Source organism: Brevundimonas sp. AVps31 (genome assembly GCF_058681355.1).
Genome location: NZ_CM178736.1, coordinates 2,107,959 through 2,127,017, shown reverse-complemented (window position 1 = coordinate 2,127,017; position 19,059 = coordinate 2,107,959). Strand labels below are relative to the sequence as shown.

Annotated in this window: 16 protein-coding genes; 5 read left to right on the top strand and 11 right to left on the bottom strand. The window is 71.1% G+C overall.

Annotated features, from left to right (window positions below):
• Positions 1-73: 73 nt before the first annotated feature.
• Positions 74-1,102: an A/G-specific adenine glycosylase gene (mutY, locus tag ACW174_RS10305; RefSeq protein WP_492014340.1), complete on the bottom strand. Its 1,029-nt coding sequence runs from the start codon at positions 1,100-1,102 to the stop codon at positions 74-76.
• A gap of 21 nt (positions 1,103-1,123) precedes the next feature.
• On the opposite strand from mutY, the gene ACW174_RS10300 reads away from it, so the two are divergent.
• The 4 genes from ACW174_RS10300 to ACW174_RS10285 all read left to right on the top strand — a co-directional run bounded on the left by ACW174_RS10300 (position 1,124) and on the right by ACW174_RS10285 (position 6,521).
• Complete coding sequence (locus ACW174_RS10300) at positions 1,124-1,681, top strand: DUF721 domain-containing protein (RefSeq protein WP_492014339.1); 558 nt, start codon at positions 1,124-1,126, stop codon at positions 1,679-1,681.
• Between the two features lie 98 nt (positions 1,682-1,779).
• Positions 1,780-2,427, top strand: a complete 648-nt coding sequence (locus tag ACW174_RS10295; protein WP_492014338.1) for a thioredoxin domain-containing protein — start codon at positions 1,780-1,782, stop codon at positions 2,425-2,427.
• Between the two features lie 9 nt (positions 2,428-2,436).
• The gene (locus ACW174_RS10290; RefSeq protein ID WP_492014337.1) at positions 2,437-3,069 is read left to right on the top strand and encodes a thioredoxin domain-containing protein; all 633 of its coding nucleotides are present in this window, start codon (positions 2,437-2,439) and stop codon (positions 3,067-3,069) included.
• 14 nt (positions 3,070-3,083) lie between these two features.
• Positions 3,084-6,521, top strand: coding sequence for an AAA family ATPase (locus ACW174_RS10285; RefSeq protein WP_492014336.1), 3,438 nt, complete (start codon positions 3,084-3,086; stop codon positions 6,519-6,521).
• Between the two features lie 300 nt (positions 6,522-6,821).
• On the opposite strand, the gene ACW174_RS10280 is transcribed toward ACW174_RS10285, so the two are convergent.
• Both ACW174_RS10280 and ACW174_RS10275 read right to left on the bottom strand, forming a co-directional pair.
• Complete coding sequence (locus ACW174_RS10280; protein ID WP_492014335.1) at positions 6,822-7,100, bottom strand: endonuclease domain-containing protein; 279 nt, start codon at positions 7,098-7,100, stop codon at positions 6,822-6,824.
• A gap of 155 nt (positions 7,101-7,255) precedes the next feature.
• Positions 7,256-7,972, bottom strand: a complete 717-nt coding sequence (locus ACW174_RS10275; RefSeq protein WP_492014334.1) for a WecB/TagA/CpsF family glycosyltransferase — start codon at positions 7,970-7,972, stop codon at positions 7,256-7,258.
• 48 nt (positions 7,973-8,020) lie between these two features.
• Between ACW174_RS10275 and ACW174_RS10270 the strand changes: the two genes are divergently transcribed.
• On the top strand, positions 8,021-8,509 hold the full coding sequence (locus ACW174_RS10270; RefSeq protein ID WP_492014333.1) for a hypothetical protein: 489 nt from the start codon (positions 8,021-8,023) through the stop codon (positions 8,507-8,509).
• Here ACW174_RS10270 and ACW174_RS10265 read toward each other — a convergent pair.
• The 8 genes from ACW174_RS10265 to ACW174_RS10230 all read right to left on the bottom strand — a co-directional run bounded on the left by ACW174_RS10265 (position 8,478) and on the right by ACW174_RS10230 (position 18,976).
• Entirely contained in the window at positions 8,478-9,620 is a 1,143-nt protein-coding gene (locus tag ACW174_RS10265; protein WP_492014332.1) for a mechanosensitive ion channel family protein, read from the bottom strand. The genes ACW174_RS10270 and ACW174_RS10265 overlap by 32 nt on opposite strands.
• Positions 9,621-9,671: 51 nt before the next feature.
• Complete coding sequence (gene murG, locus ACW174_RS10260) at positions 9,672-10,760, bottom strand: undecaprenyldiphospho-muramoylpentapeptide beta-N-acetylglucosaminyltransferase (protein ID WP_492014331.1); 1,089 nt, start codon at positions 10,758-10,760, stop codon at positions 9,672-9,674.
• Between the two features lie 106 nt (positions 10,761-10,866).
• Positions 10,867-12,045 carry an FtsW/RodA/SpoVE family cell cycle protein gene (locus ACW174_RS10255; RefSeq protein WP_492014330.1) on the bottom strand — a complete coding sequence of 393 codons (1,179 nt, stop codon included), beginning with the start codon at positions 12,043-12,045 and terminating at the stop codon, positions 10,867-10,869.
• A complete protein-coding gene (murD, locus tag ACW174_RS10250; RefSeq protein ID WP_492014329.1) occupies positions 12,042-13,409 on the bottom strand; it encodes a UDP-N-acetylmuramoyl-L-alanine--D-glutamate ligase in 1,368 nt (455 codons plus the stop codon). Before murD ends, ACW174_RS10255 begins: the two co-directional genes overlap by 4 nt.
• 4 nt (positions 13,410-13,413) lie before the next feature.
• Positions 13,414-14,523: a phospho-N-acetylmuramoyl-pentapeptide-transferase gene (mraY, locus tag ACW174_RS10245; RefSeq protein WP_492014328.1), complete on the bottom strand. Its 1,110-nt coding sequence runs from the start codon at positions 14,521-14,523 to the stop codon at positions 13,414-13,416.
• A 4-nt stretch (positions 14,524-14,527) separates the two neighbouring features.
• The gene (locus tag ACW174_RS10240) at positions 14,528-15,919 is read right to left on the bottom strand and encodes a UDP-N-acetylmuramoyl-tripeptide--D-alanyl-D-alanine ligase (RefSeq protein WP_492014327.1); all 1,392 of its coding nucleotides are present in this window, start codon (positions 15,917-15,919) and stop codon (positions 14,528-14,530) included.
• The gene (locus tag ACW174_RS10235) at positions 15,912-17,369 is read right to left on the bottom strand and encodes a UDP-N-acetylmuramoyl-L-alanyl-D-glutamate--2,6-diaminopimelate ligase (RefSeq protein WP_492014326.1); all 1,458 of its coding nucleotides are present in this window, start codon (positions 17,367-17,369) and stop codon (positions 15,912-15,914) included. The genes ACW174_RS10240 and ACW174_RS10235 overlap by 8 nt, the downstream gene beginning before the upstream one ends.
• Entirely contained in the window at positions 17,366-18,976 is a 1,611-nt protein-coding gene (locus ACW174_RS10230; protein WP_492017269.1) for a peptidoglycan D,D-transpeptidase FtsI family protein, read from the bottom strand. The genes ACW174_RS10235 and ACW174_RS10230 overlap by 4 nt, the downstream gene beginning before the upstream one ends.
• Positions 18,977-19,059 lie beyond the last annotated feature (83 nt).

Genomic DNA, 19,059 nt, shown 5'->3' with positions numbered 1-19,059 from the left:
CCGTATCGACCCCTCCACCATGCTTCGCCCAAGGCTTCGCATGGTCCCCCCCCACTGCGTGGAGAGGTGAAGGTCAGCCCAGCCCGCGCTCCAGCGCCTTCCTGAACACTGTCGGCAGCGCGCCCAGCGCCTCCTCGACCTCCGTCCAGACGAAGTCTCCCCCGCCCTCTCCTGCGCGCACCTCCAGCGTCAGCGAGAAATGGGTGAAGACGTGCTCCACGAACCCGGCCTCGCGCCAGTCGGCCGCCACCGGCGGGGCGCTGTCCGGCGTCGCGCTCCAGTCCGAGGTCGGCAGGCCCAGCATGCCGCCCAGCAGCCCCTTGTCCGGCCGCCGCACCAGCGCCACCCGACCGGCCGCGTCGCGCAGCACCCAGACGATGCCCGTCCGGTGCGGCCGCTCGGCCTTCTTCAGCTTCAGCGGATAACGCTCCGGCTGGCCGCTTGCGTATCCCGCGCACCACGCCGTCAGCGGACAATCCCCGCACAGGGGCGATTTCGGACGACAGACGGTCGCGCCCAGATCCATCAGCGCCTGGGCCCAGTCGCCCGGCCGCTCGTCCCGCACCAGCGATCCCGCCAGCGCCCGCAATTCCGGCCGCGCCGTCGGCACGGGCGTCTCGACCGCGAACAGACGCGACATCACCCGCTCGACATTGCCGTCGACCACATTGGCGGCCTCGCCGAAGGCGATGCTGGCCACGGCGGCGGCGGTATAGGCGCCCACCCCCGGCAGGGCCAACAGGCCCGCCTCGGTGTCCGGGAACACCCCGCCATACGCCCCCGCCACCGCCCGCGCGCAGGCCAGCAGGTTGCGGGCGCGGGCGTAGTAGCCGAGGCCCGCCCAGGCGGCCATGACATCCCCATCCTCCGCCGCCGCCAGATCGGACACGGTCGGCCAGCGCGCGGTGAAGGTCAGAAAATACGGCGTCGCATGCGGGGTGGTGGTCTGCTGCAGCATGACCTCCGACAGCCATACCCGGTAGGGGTCCGGCCGCCCCTTCGTCCCCGGCGGCGCGCGCCACACCAGCGTGCGCGCGTGCGCATCGTACCAGCCCAGCAGGGCGGCGCGGAGGGCGGGCACGTCGGCGGGGACGGAAGGCATCCGTCGCGCTATAACCCGGAAATGCGCCGCACGCTGCCAACAGACGCCGAAGTCCGGGAAATCCTGTCCCGCCGCCGCACCCGCCCGGCCCCGCGCCCGGCGCCCAAGGCCGGTCGCGCGCTCCAGGGCCTGATCAAGGATCTGGACGGCAAGCTGGGACGCGGCGCCGGCGCCCTGGAGCCCCGCTGGCGCGAGATCGTCGGCGAACGGCTGGCCCGCGTCACCCGCCCGCAGAAGCTGACCAAGGGCCGGGGCGAGAATGGCGGCACCCTCGAACTGCGCGTCGCCGGCCCTGCCGCCCTTCTGGTTCAGCACCAGTCCGAGGACATCCTGCAACGGGTGAACCTGTTCCTCGGCCCGGGCGCCGTGACCAAACTCCGCATCGCCCAGGGACCTGTGAAGCCCCTCACCGACGCCCCCGTCCCCGCCGCCCGCAGGGCCGCCGTCGCCGCCCCCCTGCCCGCCCATCAGGAAGCCGAACTCAAGGCCTCCATCGCCGACGCGCCCGAGGGGCTGCAAAAGTCGCTGGAGAAGCTGGGCCGCGCCGTTCTTGGGGACCGCGACCACCGGCGGCGTTGACAAAACTTCGCCGCACCTGTTCTCGAAAACCATGGCTGCGCGACTTTGCGGGGAATCGCGCGATGATCCGAAAATCCCGTCGAGGTGAGGAAGACCCCATGAAGTTCCGTTATGCCGACATGAGCCGCCGCGCGGCCCTGTCCGCCGCCACCCTCGCCGCGCTCGCGGCCCTCGCCGGCTGCGGCGGCAGCTCCGGCGCTCCGGCCGCCGGCGACATGGCGCTGGGCGCCCCGGAAGGCGCCAAGGTCACCGTCATCGAATACGCCTCGGTCACCTGCGTTCACTGCGCCGCCTGGCAGGAAGAGACCTGGCCGGGCTTCAAGGCCAAATACGTCGACACCAACAAGGTGCGCTACGTGTTCCGCGAACTGCCGACCGGCCCGATCAACGTCGCCGTCGCCGGCTTCGCCATCGCCCGCTGCGCCGGCGGGGACAAGTATTTCGATGTCGTCCATGAACTGATGGCCAGCCAGCAGGAAATGCTGTCGCCGGGCGCCGATCCCCGCCAGACCCTGTTCCGGGTCGGCAACGGCGTCGGACTCAGCAATGAGCAGATCCAGACCTGCATCACCGATCCGGAGGCGCTGAAGGCCGCCGACGAGCGGGCCCGCGCCGCCGTAAGCAACGGCGTCACCGGCACGCCTACCTTCATGGTCAATGGCGAGACCATCGTCACCCCGGGCTCGAACAGCGGCGCGACCCTCGCCGACCTGTCCACCGCCATCGACGCCGCCCTGGCCAAGTAGGAGGCGACCGTGAAGGCGTTCCTGCGACCGTTCCTGATCCTGACGCTGGCCCTTCTGGCGCCGCTCGCGACGGCCTCCGCGCCGTCGCGGGCGGTCGCCGTCGAGCCGGTCGCGCCCGTCACGGCGGCCGACCGCGTGCTCGGCAGGGCCGACGCCCCGGTGACGGTCATCGAATACGCCTCCTTCTCCTGCCACCACTGCGCCGACTGGCACAACATGGTCTTCCCGCTGTTCAAGCAGCGGCTGATCGACACCGGTCAGGTGCGCTACGTCTTCCGGGACCTGCCGACCAACCCGCCGGAGCTTTCGGGCCCGGCGGCCGCCTTGGCGCGCTGCGCCGCCCCCGGCAAATTCTTCGACGTCGCCTCTGTCCTGATGCACGGCCAGTCCGCGGTCCTGAACGGCGGCGATCAGCAGGACTGGTACGCCCCGGCCATCACCGCCAGCGGACGCACCAAGCCCCAGATCGACGCCTGTATCGCCCTGCCCGCCACCCGCGCGGCGATCCAGCGTGACATCCAGACCGCCGTCGACGCCGGCGTGACCGGCACTCCGGCCTTCTTCGTCAATGGCCGCCTCGTGGCAGACCGCTCGCTGGGCGGTCTGGAGGTCGCTGTCCGCGCGGCCGCCGCGGCCCGCTAGACGGCCCGCCGCAGGTGCAGTTCCAGCGCCTCAGGCTTGTCGGCTTCAAATCCTTCGTCGACGCGTCGGAGTTCCATATCGAACCCGGCCTGACCGGCATCGTCGGCCCCAACGGCTGCGGCAAATCGAACGTGCTCGAAAGCCTGCGCTGGGTCATGGGCGCCAACTCGGCCAAGGCCATGCGCGGTCAGGGCATGGACGACGTCATCTTCGCTGGCGCCGCCAATCGCCCGCCGCGCAGCCATGCCGAAGTCCAGCTGACCATCGACAACGCCCAGCGCCGCGCGCCCCAGCCCTTCACCGACAGCCCGATCCTCGAGGTCTCGCGCCGCATCGACCGGGGCCAGGGCTCGACCTACCGCATCAACGGCAAGGAGGTGCGCGCCCGCGACGTCCAGCTGCTGTTCGCCGACGCCTCCACCGGCGCCAACTCCCCGGCCCTCGTCCGTCAGGGCCAGATCAGCGAGCTGATCGCCGCCAAGCCGCAGAACCGCCGCCGCATCCTCGAGGAGGCGGGCGGCGTCGCCGGCCTGCACACCCGCCGTCACGAGGCCGAGCTGCGCCTGAAGGCGGCCGAGACCAATCTCGAACGGCTGGACGACATCGGTCGCGAGCTGGAAACCACCCTGACCCGGCTGAAGCGCGAGGCGCGGCAGGCCGAGAAATACAAGAAGATCTCCGCCGAGATCCGCGCCCTGCAGGCCTCCCTGCTCTATGTGCGCTGGAACGACGCCCGCCTCGCCGCCGAGGTCGCGGCGCAGGAGCTGGCCGAGGCCGACCGCGCCGTGCTGGAAGCGACCACCGCCTCGGGCCGGGCCCAGACGGCCGCGCTGAACGCCCAGGACGCCCTCAAGCCCGCCCGCGAGGAGGACGCCGTCGCCGGCGCCCTGCTGCACCGCGCCAGTCTGGAGCGCGACCGGCTCGACATGGCCGAACAGGCCGCCCGCGCCGAGGTCGATCGCCTCAAGGCCGAGGGCCTGCGCATCGCCGCCGACATCGAGCGCGAAACCGGCATGGCCGGGGACGCCGAAAGCGAACTGGCCCGGCTGACCGAGGCGTTCGAGCGTGTCTCCGCCGAGATCGCCGCCGCCCCCGCGCGCGGGCCGGAGCTGGACGCCGCCCTGCTGGCCGCCGATGACGCCCGCCGCGCCGCCGACGCCGAGGTCGAGCGTGTGGCCGGGGCCGTCGCCGCCGTCGAGGCCCGGGTCTCCGCCGAAAACGCCCGTAAGCGCGACGCCGAAGCCCGCGTCGAACGCGCCCGGGTCCAGCTCGCCTCCGCCCAACGCGAGCGCGAGGCGCTCGGCCCGCTGCAAACGCCCGAGATCGAGGCCGCCCGGGCCGCGCTGGAACAGGCGCAGGCCGCGCTCACCGCCGCCCGCGCCGCCGTCGAGACCGCCGAGGCCGATCGCGGCGACAAGGCCCGCGCCGAACAGGAGGCCCGTCAGACCTCCCGCGCCGCCGAGGACCGACTGGGCCGTCTCCAGACCGAGGCCCGCGGCCTCGCCCAGCTGCTGGTCCAGGGCAAGCGCGAGCACGCCCCGGCGCTGGACAGGGTTCAGGCCGACAAGGGCTATGAAGCCGCCCTCGCCGCCGCGCTCGGCGATGATCTGGACGCCGCGCTGGACGCCCGCGCCGCCGCCTACTGGGCCGGGGCAGAGGTCCCGACGCCAGTCTGGCCAGGCGGCGTCGCCCCGCTGGCCGCCCACGTCTCCGCCCCCGACCAGTTGAAAGCCCGTCTGGCCCTGTGCGGCGTGGCGGCCAGGGATCAGGTGGCGACGCTGGCGAAGAGCCTGCCCGTCGGCGCCCGTCTGGTCACCACCGACGGCGACCTGTGGCGCTGGGACGGCTTCGTCCAGCGCGCCGAAGCCCCGCGCCCCGCCGCCGTCCGTCTGGCCCAACGCACCCGCCTGTCGGAGCTGGAAACCGAGATCGACGCCGGCAAGCCCGCGCTGGAGGCCGCGCAAGCCGCCCTGAAATCCGCGACCGACGCCTTCCGCGCCGCCGAGGAGACGGTGAAGATCGCCCGCGCCGCCCCCTTCCCGCTCGACAAGGCCGTGACCGCCGCCCGCGACCGCGTCGAAGCCTTGGGTCGTGAACAGGCGCGCAAGGAAGCCCGGGCCCAGGCGCTGGACGAAACCCTGACCCGCCTGTCCGCCGAGGTCGAGGCCGCCGAAGCCGCCCTGATCGAGGCGCAGGGAACCGAGGCCCCGTCCGAAACCCTCGCCGCCCTGCGCGAGGAGCTGACCGCCGCCCGCGCCGCCGCCGACACCGCCCGCGCCGCCGCCTCCACCGCCCGCGTCGAGCGCGACGCCGAGGCGCGCGAGGTCGCCGGTCGTCAGGCCCGGGTGGAAGGCATCAAGCGCGAGCGCGAAGGCTGGGCCGGGCGCGCCAAAGACGCCAAGGCCCGCGTCTCCGCCCTGGAGAAGGACGCCGAAAAGACCGCCGCCAAACTGAAACAGGCCTCCGACGCGCCTGAGCAACTGGCCGCCCAGCGCAACGCCCTGCTGGACGCCCTGACCGTGGCCGAGACGCGCCGCAAGGCCGCCGCCGACGCCCTGTCCGTGGCCGAGGGCGCCGCCGGGGACGCCGACCGCGCCTCCCGCGCCGCCGATGCCGCCGCCTCACAGGCCCGCGAAGCCCGCGCCGGTCTGGCCGCCCGCGCCGAGGCCGCCGCCGAGAAGCTGGCCGACGCGACCCGCAACGTCGAGGAGACGGCGCAGATGTCGCCGGAGGAGCTGGGCCAGAAGCTGACCGACGACGCCGTCGCCCGTCCGCCCGACGCCGCCGGCGCCGAAAGCCTGCTGTACGGGCTCGAACGCGAGCGCGAGCAGCTGGGCGCGGTCAACCTGCTGGCCGAGGAGGAGGCCAACGAATACGGCGACCGTCTGCAGACCATGAAGGTCGAGCGCTCGGACCTGACCACCGCCATCTCCCGGCTGCGAGACGGCATCGACGAACTGAACGCCGAGGGCCGCGAGCGTCTGATCGCCGCCTTCGACGTCATCAACGAGAACTTCAAGGCCCTGTTCGAGGCCCTGTTCGGCGGCGGTCAGGCCGAGCTGAAACTGGTCGAGAGCGACGATCCGCTGGAAGCCGGTCTGGAAATCTTCGCCTGTCCGCCCGGCAAGCGTCTGGCGGTCATGAGCCTGATGTCCGGCGGCGAGCAGGCCCTGACGGCGGCCGCCCTGATCTTCGCCGTCTTCCTCGCCAACCCCGCGCCCGTCTGCGTGCTGGACGAGGTCGACGCCCCGCTGGACGATGCCAACGTCGACCGCTTCTGCCGCATGCTCAACGAGATGCGCAACCGCACCGAAACCCGCTTCATCGTCATCACCCACAACCCGGTGACCATGAGCCGCATGGACCGCCTCTACGGCGTTACCATGCCCGAGCGCGGCGTGTCGCAACTGGTCAGCGTGGACCTGACGGTGGCGGAGACGCTGGTGGCTTAGCGCCGCCCCTCGGGGGAGGGGGACCGCAGTTCCTCCCCCTTGGGGGAGGGGGACCGCCGAAGGCGGTGGAGGGGCGCCTGACCCACGCGCCTCAGTTCCTCCCCCTTCAGGGGAGGGGGACCGCGCGAAGCGTGGTGGAGGGGCGCCTGCCCCCGCGCCGCAGTTCCTCCCCTTCAGGGGAGGGGGACCGCGCGAAGCGTGGTGGAGGGGCGCCTGCCCCACGCGCCTCAGTTCCTCCCCCCTGGGTGAGGGGGACCGCGCGAAGCGTGATGGAGGGGCGCCAGACACGGACGCGGGGCCTTACCGGCCCGCTGATCTCCGGATGAAACCCAGCGCCGCATCCAGATCATCCAGCACATCACGCGCGGCGATGCGGATCACCCGGATGCCCTGCTGATTCAGCCAATCCGTTCGCCGTCGGTCATGAGCCAGACGATCAGGATGCTCGTGAACCTGTCCATCGACTTCCACCGCCAGCTTCAGCTCGTGACAGTAGAAGTCGAGAATGTAGGGTCCGATCGGATGCTGTCTGCGGAAGCGAAGGTCCGCCAGCGCCCTGCCCCGCAAAGCGCGCCACATCAGCCCCTCAGGCAGCGTCAGTCGCCGCCTGAGGCGTCGGGCACGACGGGTCGTTTCCGTAATGGCGACCATGCTTGCAACTTAACATGGAATCGAGAGAGCGTCAGGCGCCCCTCCACCGCCTTCGGCGGTCCCCCTCCCCTGACGGGGAGGAACTACGGCCGCATAACTTCGTGCTTGAGAAACAGCCCGACAATCGCCGGCCCCTCGATCACATAGCGGCGGAACATCCGCCTCGGCTGGCTCAGCAGCCGGTGCAGCCATTCCAGCGACAGCTGTTGGAACACCTTCGGCGCCCGGTGCTGCCGCCCGGTCAGGAAGTCCACCGACGCCCCGACGCACAGGGTCACGCCGAACGGACGGCCCGCCGCGCGCAGGGCATGGGCGAACCGCTCCTGTTTGGGGAAGGAGACGCAGGCCAGCAGCACGTCCCAGTCCGCCTCGGCGGCGGCCTTCACCGTGGCGTCCCACTCGGGCGTGCCGGGCGTCAGCATCGGCGCCGCGATGAAGGTGAACCGCCGGTCCGGATACAGGGCGGTCAGCTCGTTGAAGGCCACGCGATCCGGTCCGAACACGCCGAAGGTCAGGTCATGCCCGGACGCCAGCAGGTCCGCGGTCAGGTCCGAGCCCGGATAGACCGACAGCCGCTTGCCGCGTAGCCGGGCCAGATGCGCCAGAATGCGGCTGTCGCAGATCATCAGGGCGGCGCCGCGATAGACGTCCTCGGCCACCCGCCCGTCCATCAGCTTGATCACATGGTCCACGTTCGGCGTGACCACATAGCCGTAGGCGCCGCGCGCCATCGCGGCCACCTGACCGAGCAGTTCGGTCCGGTCCCCGTCGGCGAAATCCAGCGTCATGAAGCGCGTCATGGCCCCAGCCTACTCGCGGCGCGGTCAACGTCCGGTTACGATCAGCGGATGAAACGCCCCCCGCTGAAGTCCGTCCTGTTCGCCGCCCTGCTCACCGCCCTCGCCGCGCCCGCGACGGCGGCCCGGGACGACAACCCTGCGGGCGAGCATCGCTTCGTCCTCACCGGCGTCGGCCGCTTCGCCGTCTTCGCCGACATGGTCTCGATCCAGCGTGACGGCGACGGGCTGAAGATGCGCGCCTTCCAGGTCGCCGAAGCCGACTTCCACGTCGGCGATCAGGCCTACTGGGGCGGCTGGTCGTGGTGGCGCTTCGACTGCGCCGCCCGGTCCGCCGACCGGCTCGACTTCGCCGCCGTGAAATCCGGCGGCGCCGAAGGCCCGGCCACGCCCGATCCGGCCCCGCCCTACGAAGCCGTCGAGGGCGGCGACGCCGCGGAACTCCTCGCCGCGGCCTGCAATCCGGACTCGGTCGGTCCCTATGGCGTCGGCACGCTGGACGACGCCGTCAGGGTCGGGCGGGAGGCGCTGAGCCAGTAGACAGTCCGCTTTCGTCCTCCCCCAACCCCGCATTCAGCTGCCTCTGCCGCGGCAAGGCCTCCGGGCAATGGTCCCGCATGAAGGCCAGCATCCCCTCGCGGATCTCGCAGCGCAGGTCGAAGGCCGTCGGCGCATTCCTCGCGCTGGCCAGACAGCGGATCTGCGCCGTCCGGTCGGTGATGTCCGTCACCTGCAGATTGACCACATCCCCGTCCCAGCGCGGACTGGCCTTGCAGATCCGCTCCAGCTCGGCCCGCAGCCGGTCCATCGGCGCCTCATAGTCGACGTACAGGAAGGCCGTGCCGATCAGGCGCGACGTCTCGCGCGTCCAGTTCTGGAACGGCGTGGTGATGAAATAGCTCAGCGGCAGGATCATCCGCCGCCAGTCCCACAGCTTGACCACCACATAGGTCGAGGTGATCTCCTCCACCTGCCCCCACTCGCCCTCGACGATGACGGCGTCGTCCAGCCGGATCGGCTGGGCCGTGGCGATCTGCACCCCCGCGATCAGATTGGTCAGCAGCGGTTGCAGCGCCAGACCGGCGATGATCCCGACCACCCCGGCCGAGGCCAGCAGGCTCATCCCCCACTGCCGCACCGCCCCGATGGTCATCAGCGCCAGCCCGAGGGTGATCAGCGCGATCAGCAGGGCCGCGACCCGCTGCAGGATGCGGGTCTGGGTCACGTGCTTGCGGGCGACGAGGTTGTCTTCCTCGGCCATGTTGAAGCGGCGCATGTAGACGATGGCCCACATGTCGGTCGCCCCGATCGCCATCCAGCCGAGCGTCAGCACGAAGAGGAAGCCCAGCAACTGGCGCACCGCCATCGACGGGCCGGGGTCCAGCGGCGACACGGTCACCGCCAGGGCCAGGGCGATGATCATCACCATGATCCGCACCTTCAGCCGAGCGCGGCCCACCACGCCGCGCCAGAACAGCTCGCGCTTGCGCACCGCCAGTTGCAGCAACCAGAACACCAGCTGGTTCGCCGCCCAGCCGATGAAGACGAAGGCGACGACGATCAGCGCCACCACCGCCCATTCCGGCAGCCAGTTGAACTCGCGCCAGAGGCGGGACACCTCGCGGGTCAGGTCAAGAATGAAATCCGGCATGGCCAAGCTAACGCGCGAAGTCACGATCAGAGCCCCCAAAAGCCTGCGGCCTCAGGTCGCCGCCGCCTCGACCAGGTCGGCGAGGTCGCCGGTCGCGTCCGGCAGGGCCGCTGACCGGGCGCCCGCGCTCATGGCGGTCAGGCGCGCGGGGTCGGACAGGATGCCGGCGAGCGCCGCCGTCATCGCCTGCACCGTCACCGCGTCCTCCAGCATCACCTCGGCCCCGCCCGCCTCGGTCAGGCTGGCGGCGTTGAAGCGCTGGTGGTCGTCCATGGCGATCTTCAGCGGGATCAGCAGCGACGGCAGGGCCGCCACCGCCAGTTCCGAACAGGTCGAGGCCCCGGCCCGGCCGATGACCAGATGCGCCGTCGACAGGCGGGCGGCCATGTCGCGGAAGAAGGGCGCCACCTCGGCCTCGATCCCGGCCTCCAGATAGATCTGCCGCGCGGCCTCCAGCGTCTCGGGCCGCGACTGCTGCTGCACCTTCAGCCGGGCCCGGATCGCGTCCGGCAGGGCCGCCAAGGCGCGCGGCGCGGTCTCCGACAGGATGCGCGCGCCCTGACTTCCGCCCGTGACCAGCACATGGATCGGCCCGCCGTCGACCGGCGCCGCGAACGGGCGGTCGAACAGGGCGCGGATGTCCGGCCGCACCGGATTGCCGATCAGCGTCACCCGGTCCCGCACGCCGTCCGGGACCTTCTGCAGGTTGGGGAAGGACGAGGCGATGGCGCCCACATAGGGCGCCAACCAGCGGTTGGTGCGGCCCAGCACCGCATTCTGTTCATGCAGCAGGGTCGGCCGCTTCTGGCTCAGCGCCGCCAGCAGGGCGGGCGCCGACGGATAGCCGCCGAAGCCGACCACCACCGCCGCGTCCAGCCGCGTCAGGGCGGCGCGCGCCTGAACGACGCCCTTGAGGATGGCGACACCGGCCTTGGCCATGCCGATCGGACCGCTGCCCGTCGCCGCATCCAGCGCCAGCCGCTCCTCGGCCGGGAAGCCGTGCGCGTACTGCTCGCCGCGATGATCGGTGGCCAGCACGATGCGCCAGCCCCGCCCGGCCAGCTCGCGCGACAGGGCCTCGGCGGGGAACATATGCCCGCCGGTGCCCCCGGCGGCGACGACACAGACTTTGGCGTTCATGGGCGGTCTTTGGCTGGAGGCGGAGGACGGGTGAAACGTGCGCGTGAGGAGTGAGCGGCGACCGCGCACATCGCCCTGCTCACTAATCACTACTCACCCATCACTTCTAGGGCAGGATGCGGCGGCGTTGGCCGAGGGTCGCGCCCGGCTCATAGGCGCCCGGGCGGCGGCGGGTCAGGCTCAGGGCGAAGCCCATGGTCAGCCCCATCGCCAGCATCGACGACCCGCCATAGCTGATGAAGGGCAGGGTCATCCCCTTGGTCGGGATCAGGTTCAGGTTCACGGCGATATTGATGCTGGCCTGCAGCCCGATCAGCATGAACAGCCCCGCCGCCGCCACCTGCTCGAACGGGTCGGTCAGCTTCATCGCCAGCCGCATCCCCCGGATCACCACGAAGGCGTACAGGGCGATCATGATCAGGCTCAGCACCAGGCCGAACTCCTCGGCGCCGACCGAATAGATGAAGTCGGTGTGCAGGTCGGGGACCGAACGCTTCATCACGCCCTCGCCCACCCCGCGCCCGACCAGTCCACCCGCGCGAATGGCCTCTGACGCCCGGTCGATCTGATAGGTCGCGCCCGCGTCGTCCGAGCCGAAACGGCTCAGGCGGTCGCGCATGTGGCTGAAGGTGAAGAACAGGCCGACGACCCCCGCGCCGCCCGCGGCGGCCAGCGCCATCACCCATTTCAGCGGCACCCCCGCCATGAAGAAGACGGCCATGAAGGTGGTGGTGATCAGCAGGGTCTGGCCGATGTCTGGCTGGATCAGCAGCAGGCCGACCACGATCGCCCAGGCCCCGAAGGCGATGCTGACGCCCGGCACCCCCTGCCCCTTCTGCGCCTCGGCGAACATCCAGGCGGCGAAGACGATCAGGCTGGGCTTCACGAACTCGGACGGCTGCAGGCTGAACGGCCCCAGATTGATCCACCGCGCCGCCCCCTTAACCGTGTCCCCGATGAAGGGCAGCAGGGCCATCACGAAGATCGCGCCCAGCAGGACCAGCACCGCGATCCGCCGCACCCCGCGCGGCGACAGCAGCGACATCGTCAGCATCCCCGCCAGCCCGGCGCTGGCGAAGACGATCATCCGCCACGAATAGTGGAAGGGGTCCGAAATCGACTGGTCGGCCAGGATGGCGGCGGGCGAGGACGCAAAGCTCAGCGCCACCCCCAGCCCCATCAGGGTCAGGGCGGCGGCCAGCAGGCCGCGATCCACCGTCCAGAACCACTGGGCCAGCATGCCCGGGTCATTGCGGGAAAACGGAGGGACATAGCTCTGGCTCATGCGGCGCTCGCCGGTTGCGCGCCGAGGGCCAGGACGGCGGCGCGGAACGCCTCCCCCCTCGCCTCGAAGTCGGGATACTGGTCAAAGCTGGCGGCGGCGGGGCTCAGCAGGACGACCTCGTCCCGGCCCGTCGCGGCGGCGGCCTCATAGGCGGCGTTCACCGCGCTCGCCATGTCGCCGCTGATCCGGTGCGGGGTCTCCCCCAGCCGCGCCGCGAACGGCCCGGCCGCCTCGCCGATCAGGAAGGCCTCGACAACCCGGGGGAACAGGTCCTCCAGATCGTCGATCCCGCCCGCCTTGGCCCGCCCCCCGGCGATCCAGAAGCTGCGCTCATAGCTGGCCAGCGCCTGCCGCGCCGCATCGGCGTTGGTGGCCTTGGAGTCGTTGACGAAGCGGACCCTTCCCAGTTGGCCCACGGTCTCCATCCGATGCGCGAGACCGGGGAAGGACAGCAGCCCCTCCACCGCCGCCTCGTGCGACACCCCCACCGCCCGGGCGGCGGCATGGGCGAAGGCGGCGTTCTGGGCGTTGTGGCGGCCCAGCAGAGAGCGGGCGGCGGTCAGGTCAACGTCGCCATCCGTCCCGGTGACCAGGCGTCCGTCCGTCGCGCGAATGTCGGCGGGGGTTCCTGCCGTGGAGACGGTGTGCGCGCCCGGAACCGTCGCGGCGATACCCTGCCCCCAGGCCTCATCCACCCCCACCAGCGCCAGGCCGGCATGGGCGAAGATGCGGGCCTTCGCCGCCACATACCCCTCCATCCCGCCGTGGCGGTCCAGATGGTCCGGCGAGATGTTGGTCAGGATCGCCACGTCCGGCGCGAAGCTCGTCGTCAGGTCCAGCTGATAGCTCGACACCTCGATCACATAGACGGCGTCCTTCGTGGGCGCCGGCAACGCCAGCACCCCGATGCCGATATTGCCGCCGACGTGCACCGTCAGCCCGGCCTGCTTCAGCACCCAGCCGATCAGGGCCGTCGTCGTCGACTTGCCGTTGGTGCCGGTGATGGCCACCACGCGGGGCCGCTCGCCCTCCAGCAGCGCCGCCAGGGCCCGGGCGAACAGCTCGATATCGCCGAGAACCGGCACGCCCGCCGCCTTCGCCTTCTCGACCGTCCAGTGCGGCTTGGGATGGGTCAGCGGCGCGCCCGGCGACAGCACCAGCGCCGCGAACCCCGACCAGTCGGCCACCGTCAGATCCTCGACCGCGAAGCCCTCAGCCTCCGCCTGCATCCGGCTGGAGACGCTGTCGTCCCACAGCACCGGCAGGCCCCCGCCCGCCTTCAGCGCGCGCGCCGCCGTCAGCCCCGACCGTCCAAGGCCGAAGACCGCGATACGCCGCCCTTCAAAGCCGGGAGCGGGGATCATCGGACTATCGCAGCTTCAACGTCGCCAGACCGGCCAGCGCCAGCATGGCGGCGACGATCCAGAAGCGGATCACCACGGTCGATTCCGGCCAGCCCATCTTCTCGAAATGGTGATGGATCGGCGCCATCAGGAAGATGCGCTTTCCGGTGGCCTTGAAATAGGCGACCTGGATCATGACCGAGGCGGCCTCGATGACGAACAGGCCGCCGACGATGCCCAGCACCAGCTCGTGCTTGGTGGCCACGGCGATCGAGCCCAGGGCGCCGCCCAGGGCCAGCGACCCGGTGTCGCCCATGAAGATCTTGGCCGGCGGGGCGTTGTACCAGAGGAAGCCCACGCCCCCGCCGATGATGGCCGCGCAGAAGATCGACAGCTCGCCCGAGCCCGGCACGTGGTGCACGCCCAGATACTGGGAGAAGATGAAGTTGCCGACCAGATAGGCGATCAGGCCGAAGGCCGCGGCCGCCATCATCACCGGCACGATGGCCAGCCCGTCCAGACCGTCCGTCAGGTTCACGGCGTTGGAGAAGCCCACGATCGTGAAGGCGGCGAAGATCACATAGAACCAGCCGATGTTCAGCAGCACCGCCTTGAAGAAGGGGAAGGCGATGGAGGTCTGGAGGCCCGGGGAGGTCGGCGACGCCGTCATCCACAGCACGGTCAGCACGCCCGCGATCACCGCGATGATCGTCTGGGCCAGCAGCTTCTGCTTCGAGGTCAGGCCGGCCGAAGTCTGTTTGGTCACCTTGGCGTAGTCGTCGATGAAGCCCAGCACCCCGAAGGCCGCCGTCACGAACGACACGATCCAGATATAGGGGTTGGTCAGGTCGCCCCACAGCAGCACCGCCACCGCGATCCCCGCCAGGATCATCAGCCCGCCCATGGTCGGGGTCCCGACCTTGCTCAGGTGGGACACCGGGCCGTCGTCGCGGATCGGCTGGCCCCGCCCCTGCTTGGTGCGGATCCAGCGGATGAAGCGGCTGCCCATGGCCACGGCCACGATCATCGCCGTCGCCATCGCCAGCGCCACCCGCACCGTCTGGTACTGGATCAGGTGCAGCAGCGGATAATCCTGCGCCACGTCCTGGAAGTAGAGATACAGCAGGTAAAACAAGCTCTTATTCCCCCAGCGCGGCCAGAGCTTTCGCCACCAGCGAAGCCTTCGATCCGTTCGAACCCTTGACCATGATGATGTCGCCCGGCCCGGCCAGCGTCGCCGCGTCGGCGGCCAGTTCGGCGGCGGTCTCGCGCCATTCGCCGCGACGGGCGGCGGGCAGGACGTCATACAGCCGCTTCATCTCGGGCCCCGCGGCGTGGACCAGGTCCAGCCCGGCGGCCTCGATCGGGGCGGCCAGCCCCTCGTGCAGGGCGCGCGACTGCTCGCCCAGCTCCAGCATGTCGGTCAGCACCACGACCCGGCGTGCGCCCGCCGTGACCGGCTTCACGCCCAGACTGCGGAAGCCCGCCGCCATCGACAGCGGATTGGCGTTGTAGCTCTCGTCGATCAGGGTGAAGGCGCCCCCCGGCGCCCGCACGGCGGTCGTCTCGCCCCGCCCGGCCAGCGGACGGAAATGGGCCAGCGCCTCCAGCCCGGTGTCCAGCGGCACGTCCAGCGCCTCCAGCATCAGCAGCACGCACAGGCTGTTCAGCCCCCAGTGGAAGCCCGACTGCGCCAGTTCATAGTCCAGCAGCTTGCCGTACAGTTCGGCCTTCACCCGCGCCCCGCCCTCGAAGGGCTGGAAGTCCAGCAGGCGGGCGTCGTGCCCGGCGTCACTGCCAAACGTCGCCAGCCGCGCGCCCACAGCCCTGGCCCGGTCGCACAGCACGGCGGCAAAGGCCACATCGCCGTTGGCCACGGCCACCCCGCCGGGGACCAGCCCGTCGAAGATTGACGCCTTCTCGGCCGCCACCCCGGCCTCGCCGTCCGCGAAGGCCTCGATATGCACCGGCCCGACGGTGGTCACGCAGGCGGCGTGGGGCCGGACGAATTTCGACAGCGGCGCGATCTCGCCCGGCGCGTTCATGCCGATCTCGAACACGGCCCGCTCGACCCCGCGCGGCATGCGGGCGAGGGTCAGCGGCACGCCGATATGATTGTTGTAGCTCTTGATCGAGGCATGGGCCGGGCCGGCCAGATCGAGACCCGCCTTGATCGCCTGGGTCACACTGGTCTTGCCGACCGAGCCCGTAACGGCGCCCCGCTTCACCTGCGGCGCCCGCTCGCGCGCGAAGACGCCCAGCCCCTCCAGCGCCCGCAGGGTGTCGGCCGTGATCACGGCGGGCCCGTTCACCGCCCGCTCGACGATCGCGCCGGTCGCGCCGTTGGCGAAGGCCATGTCGGCGAACTCATGCCCGTCACGCGCGCCCTTCAGCGCCACGAACAGGTCGCCGGGCGTGATCTCGCGGCTGTTGTAGGTGATGCCGGTCGCCTCGAACGGGGCGCCGGACAGGCGGCCTCCGGTCGCGGCCTCGATCTCGACGGACGTCCAGAGGGGTTCGATATCAGGCATGGATACGCAGGGCTTCGGCGGCTTCGGTGGCGTCGTCGAAGGGATGGGTCACCCCGCCGACGATCTGGCCCTGTTCATGCCCTTTTCCGGCGATGACCACCACATCTCCTTCACGCATCAGGCTGATGGCGTGCTGGATAGCGCGGCGGCGGTCGCCGATCTCCTGCGCGTCGGGACAGCCCTCGCGCACCGCCTTGCGGATCGCGGCCGGGTCTTCCGAGCGGGGATTGTCGTCGGTGACGATGGCGACATCGGCCAGACGGCCCGCGATCTCGCCCATCAGGGGTCGTTTGGCCCGGTCCCGGTCGCCGCCGGCGCCGAACACCACGATCAGCCGCCCCGTCGCGTGCGGCCGCAGCGCCTTCAGCACCGTCTCCAGCCCGTCGGGCGTATGGGCGTAGTCGACGTAGACCTCCCCCTGGCCGACGCCGCCGTTGATCCGCTCCAGACGCCCCTGGGCGCCCTCGATCTTCTCCATCGCCGCCAGCACCCGCCCGGCGTCCTCGCCCGCGGCGATGCACAGGCCCGCGGCCACCAGGGCGTTCGACGCCTGGAAGGCGCCGGCCAGCGGCAGCAGCACCTCATGCAGTTGGCCCTGCACGTCCAGCGTCAGCCGCTGCCCCTCGGGCACAGCCCGTCGCGCCACCAGCGCCAGATCCCGGCCGCGCTCGCCCACCCCCATCACGCCGAGGCCCGACATGATGCTGGCGGCGGCAAAGGCCGAATAGGCGTCCGAGTCCGCGTTCAGCACCGCCGTCCGCCCGCGCGGCAGCAGGGTCTCGAACAGGCGCATCTTGGCGGCGCGATAGCCGTCCATGTCGCCGTGATAATCCAGATGGTCCTGCGTCAGGTTGGTGAAGGCCGCGGCCCTCAGCGTCACCCCGTCCAGGCGACGCTGGTCGATGCCGTGCGACGAAGCCTCCAGCGCCAGATGGGTCACCCCCTCCTGCGCCAGCTGGGCCAGCATCCGCGCCGCGTCGGCGGCGTCCGGACTGGTCAGGCCGGGGCCGGTCAACGCCTGATTAACGTTACCTGTCTGTTTCAAAACCCCGAGCGTGCCCATGCTCGCGGACGTCAGGCCCAGCGCCGCCCAGATCTGACGGCAGAAGGCGGCGACCGAGGTCTTGCCGTTGGTGCCGGTCACCGCGACGCAGGTCCTGGGCTGATCGCCGTAGAAGCTGCGCGCCGCGATCGCATAGGCCCGGCGCACATCGCCCGAGGTGACCAGCACCGGAGCCAGACCCGCGTCCGTGTCGGACGGCGCCAGCACCGCCGCCGCCCCCTGCGACAGGGCTTGCGGAATGAAGGCCCGACCGTCGGCGGCGGTCCCCGGCAGGGCGACGAACAGCGAGCCCGGCGCGACCTTGCGGCTGTCCGCGGTGACGCCGGTGATCACCGGGTCCGAGGACACGTCGCGGCGCAGCAGATCTGACAGGCGAATGGCGCTCATGGGACGGGCGCCGCGGGCGGGAGGACGGGATCGGCCACGCGGCCGACGCCGAGGAAGCCGGCGATCCGGTCGATCACACGGCCCGCCACGGGCGCCGCCACGGCGCCGCCCAGCTGCGAACCGACCGCCGGCTCGTCGACCAGCACGAAGACCACATAGCGACGGGCGCTGTCCGGGCCGTCCGCCGGGAAGACCGCGGCGAACGAACCGACGCCGTGGCGCGCGTCATAGCGGCGGTTGACCAGCTTGTTGGCCGACCCGGTCTTGCCGCCGACCCGCAGGCCGCTGGCGTTGGCCGACTTGCCCGAGCCGCGCAGGACGTTGGCGCGCATCAGGGCGCGGACATCGCGCGAGGTTTCGGGCGAGACCACCCGGCGGCCCTCGACCTGCGCCCCGCCGCGACGCAGGGACAGCGGCCGATAGAAGCCGCCGTTGACCAGCGCCACCGTCGCCGTCGCCATCTGCAGCGGGGTGATCATGATGCCGTAGCCGAACGACATCGACGCGCGGGTCGAGTCTTCCCAGTTGGCGGGCCGACGCGGACGGGCCGACTCGTGCAGTTCGATCGGCGCGGCGTCCAGCAGGCCCAGCCGCTGGAAATAGTCGCGCATCCGGTCCGCCCCCAGCTCCACCGCCATGCGCGAGGTGCCGATGTTGGACGAGTGCAGATAGACCCCTTCCAGGGTCAGGATTTCGTTGGTGGCGTGGAAGTCGGTGATCCGGCGGTTGCCGATCATATAGGGCTGCGAGGCGTCGAACATGGTGTTCATGTCCGCCAGGCCGGTGTCCAGGCTGGCCGCGATGGTGAAGGTCTTGAACACCGACCCCATCTCGTAGTGGCCCGAGGTGACGCGGTTCAGGGTGTCGGTCGTCGGCCAGCTGGCCATGCCCAGAACCTCGCCGGTGGTGGCGTCCGCCACGATCCCGACCGCGCCCTTGGCCTGCACGGCCGAGGCGGCGGCGGACAGCTCGTTTTCCAGCACGCCCTGCACCCGCAGGTCGATCGACAGCGGGAAGCTGCCGCCGTCGGCGCCGGCGGCGCGGATTTCGTCGTTGAAGGCCAGCTCGGCGCCCGAGATGCCCTTGGCCCCCGTATCGGACACGCCCAGCACGTGCCGCGCCGAACTGCCCAACGGATAGGCCCGCACATTCTCCGGCTCGAACGTCACCCCGCCCAGCGCCAGCGCATGCACCGCCGCCTTCTCTTCCGGCTTCAGCTGACGCAGCACCAGCGACCGCGACGTGCCCTTCAGGACGTCGCGCAGCCTCGACAGCGGCACGCGCGGCAGGGCCCGGCGAATCTGCACCTCGGCCAGTTCGCGGTCCCAGACCTCCTTGGGATCGATGAACAGGTTGTAGTGGGTGATATTGGTCGCCAGCAGCGCGCCGTTGCGGTCGACGACGTCCCCGCGCGACACGGCGTTCGGATTGGCCCCCGGACCGACCACGCCCTTGGGCGTCAGCAGGGCCGCATGCACCGCGCCCATCGCCAGCAGGCAGAAGACCGCCGAGAAGGCCGACAGGATGACGAAGATGCGGACGCGGGTGTCTTCTTCCGGCCGCGCATCGGCGCGGGCCCGGCCGAAGGCGTGCTCGACCCACCACATCGCCTCGCCGATCCAGCGCCACGAGGGCAGCAGGCGACGCAGGCCATAGACGGCGCGCACCGGGCGCTGCGCCGGACGGTCCC

What these genes read in the sequence shown, in the direction of transcription:
- ACW174_RS10265 (WP_492014332.1), bottom strand. Translation starts at nt 9,620, where the DNA reads ATGCCGGATTTCATTCTTGACCTGACCCGCGAGGTGTCCCGCCTCTGG.
- ACW174_RS10300 (WP_492014339.1), top strand. Translation starts at nt 1,124, where the DNA reads ATGCGCCGCACGCTGCCAACAGACGCCGAAGTCCGGGAAATCCTGTCC.
- ACW174_RS10270 (WP_492014333.1), top strand. Translation starts at nt 8,021, where the DNA reads ATGAAACGCCCCCCGCTGAAGTCCGTCCTGTTCGCCGCCCTGCTCACC.
- ACW174_RS10280 (WP_492014335.1), bottom strand. Translation starts at nt 7,100, where the DNA reads ATGTGGCGCGCTTTGCGGGGCAGGGCGCTGGCGGACCTTCGCTTCCGC.
- ACW174_RS10240 (WP_492014327.1), bottom strand. Translation starts at nt 15,919, where the DNA reads ATGCCTGATATCGAACCCCTCTGGACGTCCGTCGAGATCGAGGCCGCG.
- ACW174_RS10275 (WP_492014334.1), bottom strand. Translation starts at nt 7,972, where the DNA reads ATGACGCGCTTCATGACGCTGGATTTCGCCGACGGGGACCGGACCGAA.
- ACW174_RS10230 (WP_492017269.1), bottom strand. Translation starts at nt 18,976, where the DNA reads ATGTGGTGGGTCGAGCACGCCTTCGGCCGGGCCCGCGCCGATGCGCGG.
- mutY (WP_492014340.1), bottom strand. Translation starts at nt 1,102, where the DNA reads ATGCCTTCCGTCCCCGCCGACGTGCCCGCCCTCCGCGCCGCCCTGCTG.
- murD (WP_492014329.1), bottom strand. Translation starts at nt 13,409, where the DNA reads ATGATCCCCGCTCCCGGCTTTGAAGGGCGGCGTATCGCGGTCTTCGGC.
- murG (WP_492014331.1), bottom strand. Translation starts at nt 10,760, where the DNA reads ATGAACGCCAAAGTCTGTGTCGTCGCCGCCGGGGGCACCGGCGGGCAT.
- ACW174_RS10295 (WP_492014338.1), top strand. Translation starts at nt 1,780, where the DNA reads ATGAAGTTCCGTTATGCCGACATGAGCCGCCGCGCGGCCCTGTCCGCC.
- ACW174_RS10255 (WP_492014330.1), bottom strand. Translation starts at nt 12,045, where the DNA reads ATGAGCCAGAGCTATGTCCCTCCGTTTTCCCGCAATGACCCGGGCATG.
- ACW174_RS10235 (WP_492014326.1), bottom strand. Translation starts at nt 17,369, where the DNA reads ATGAGCGCCATTCGCCTGTCAGATCTGCTGCGCCGCGACGTGTCCTCG.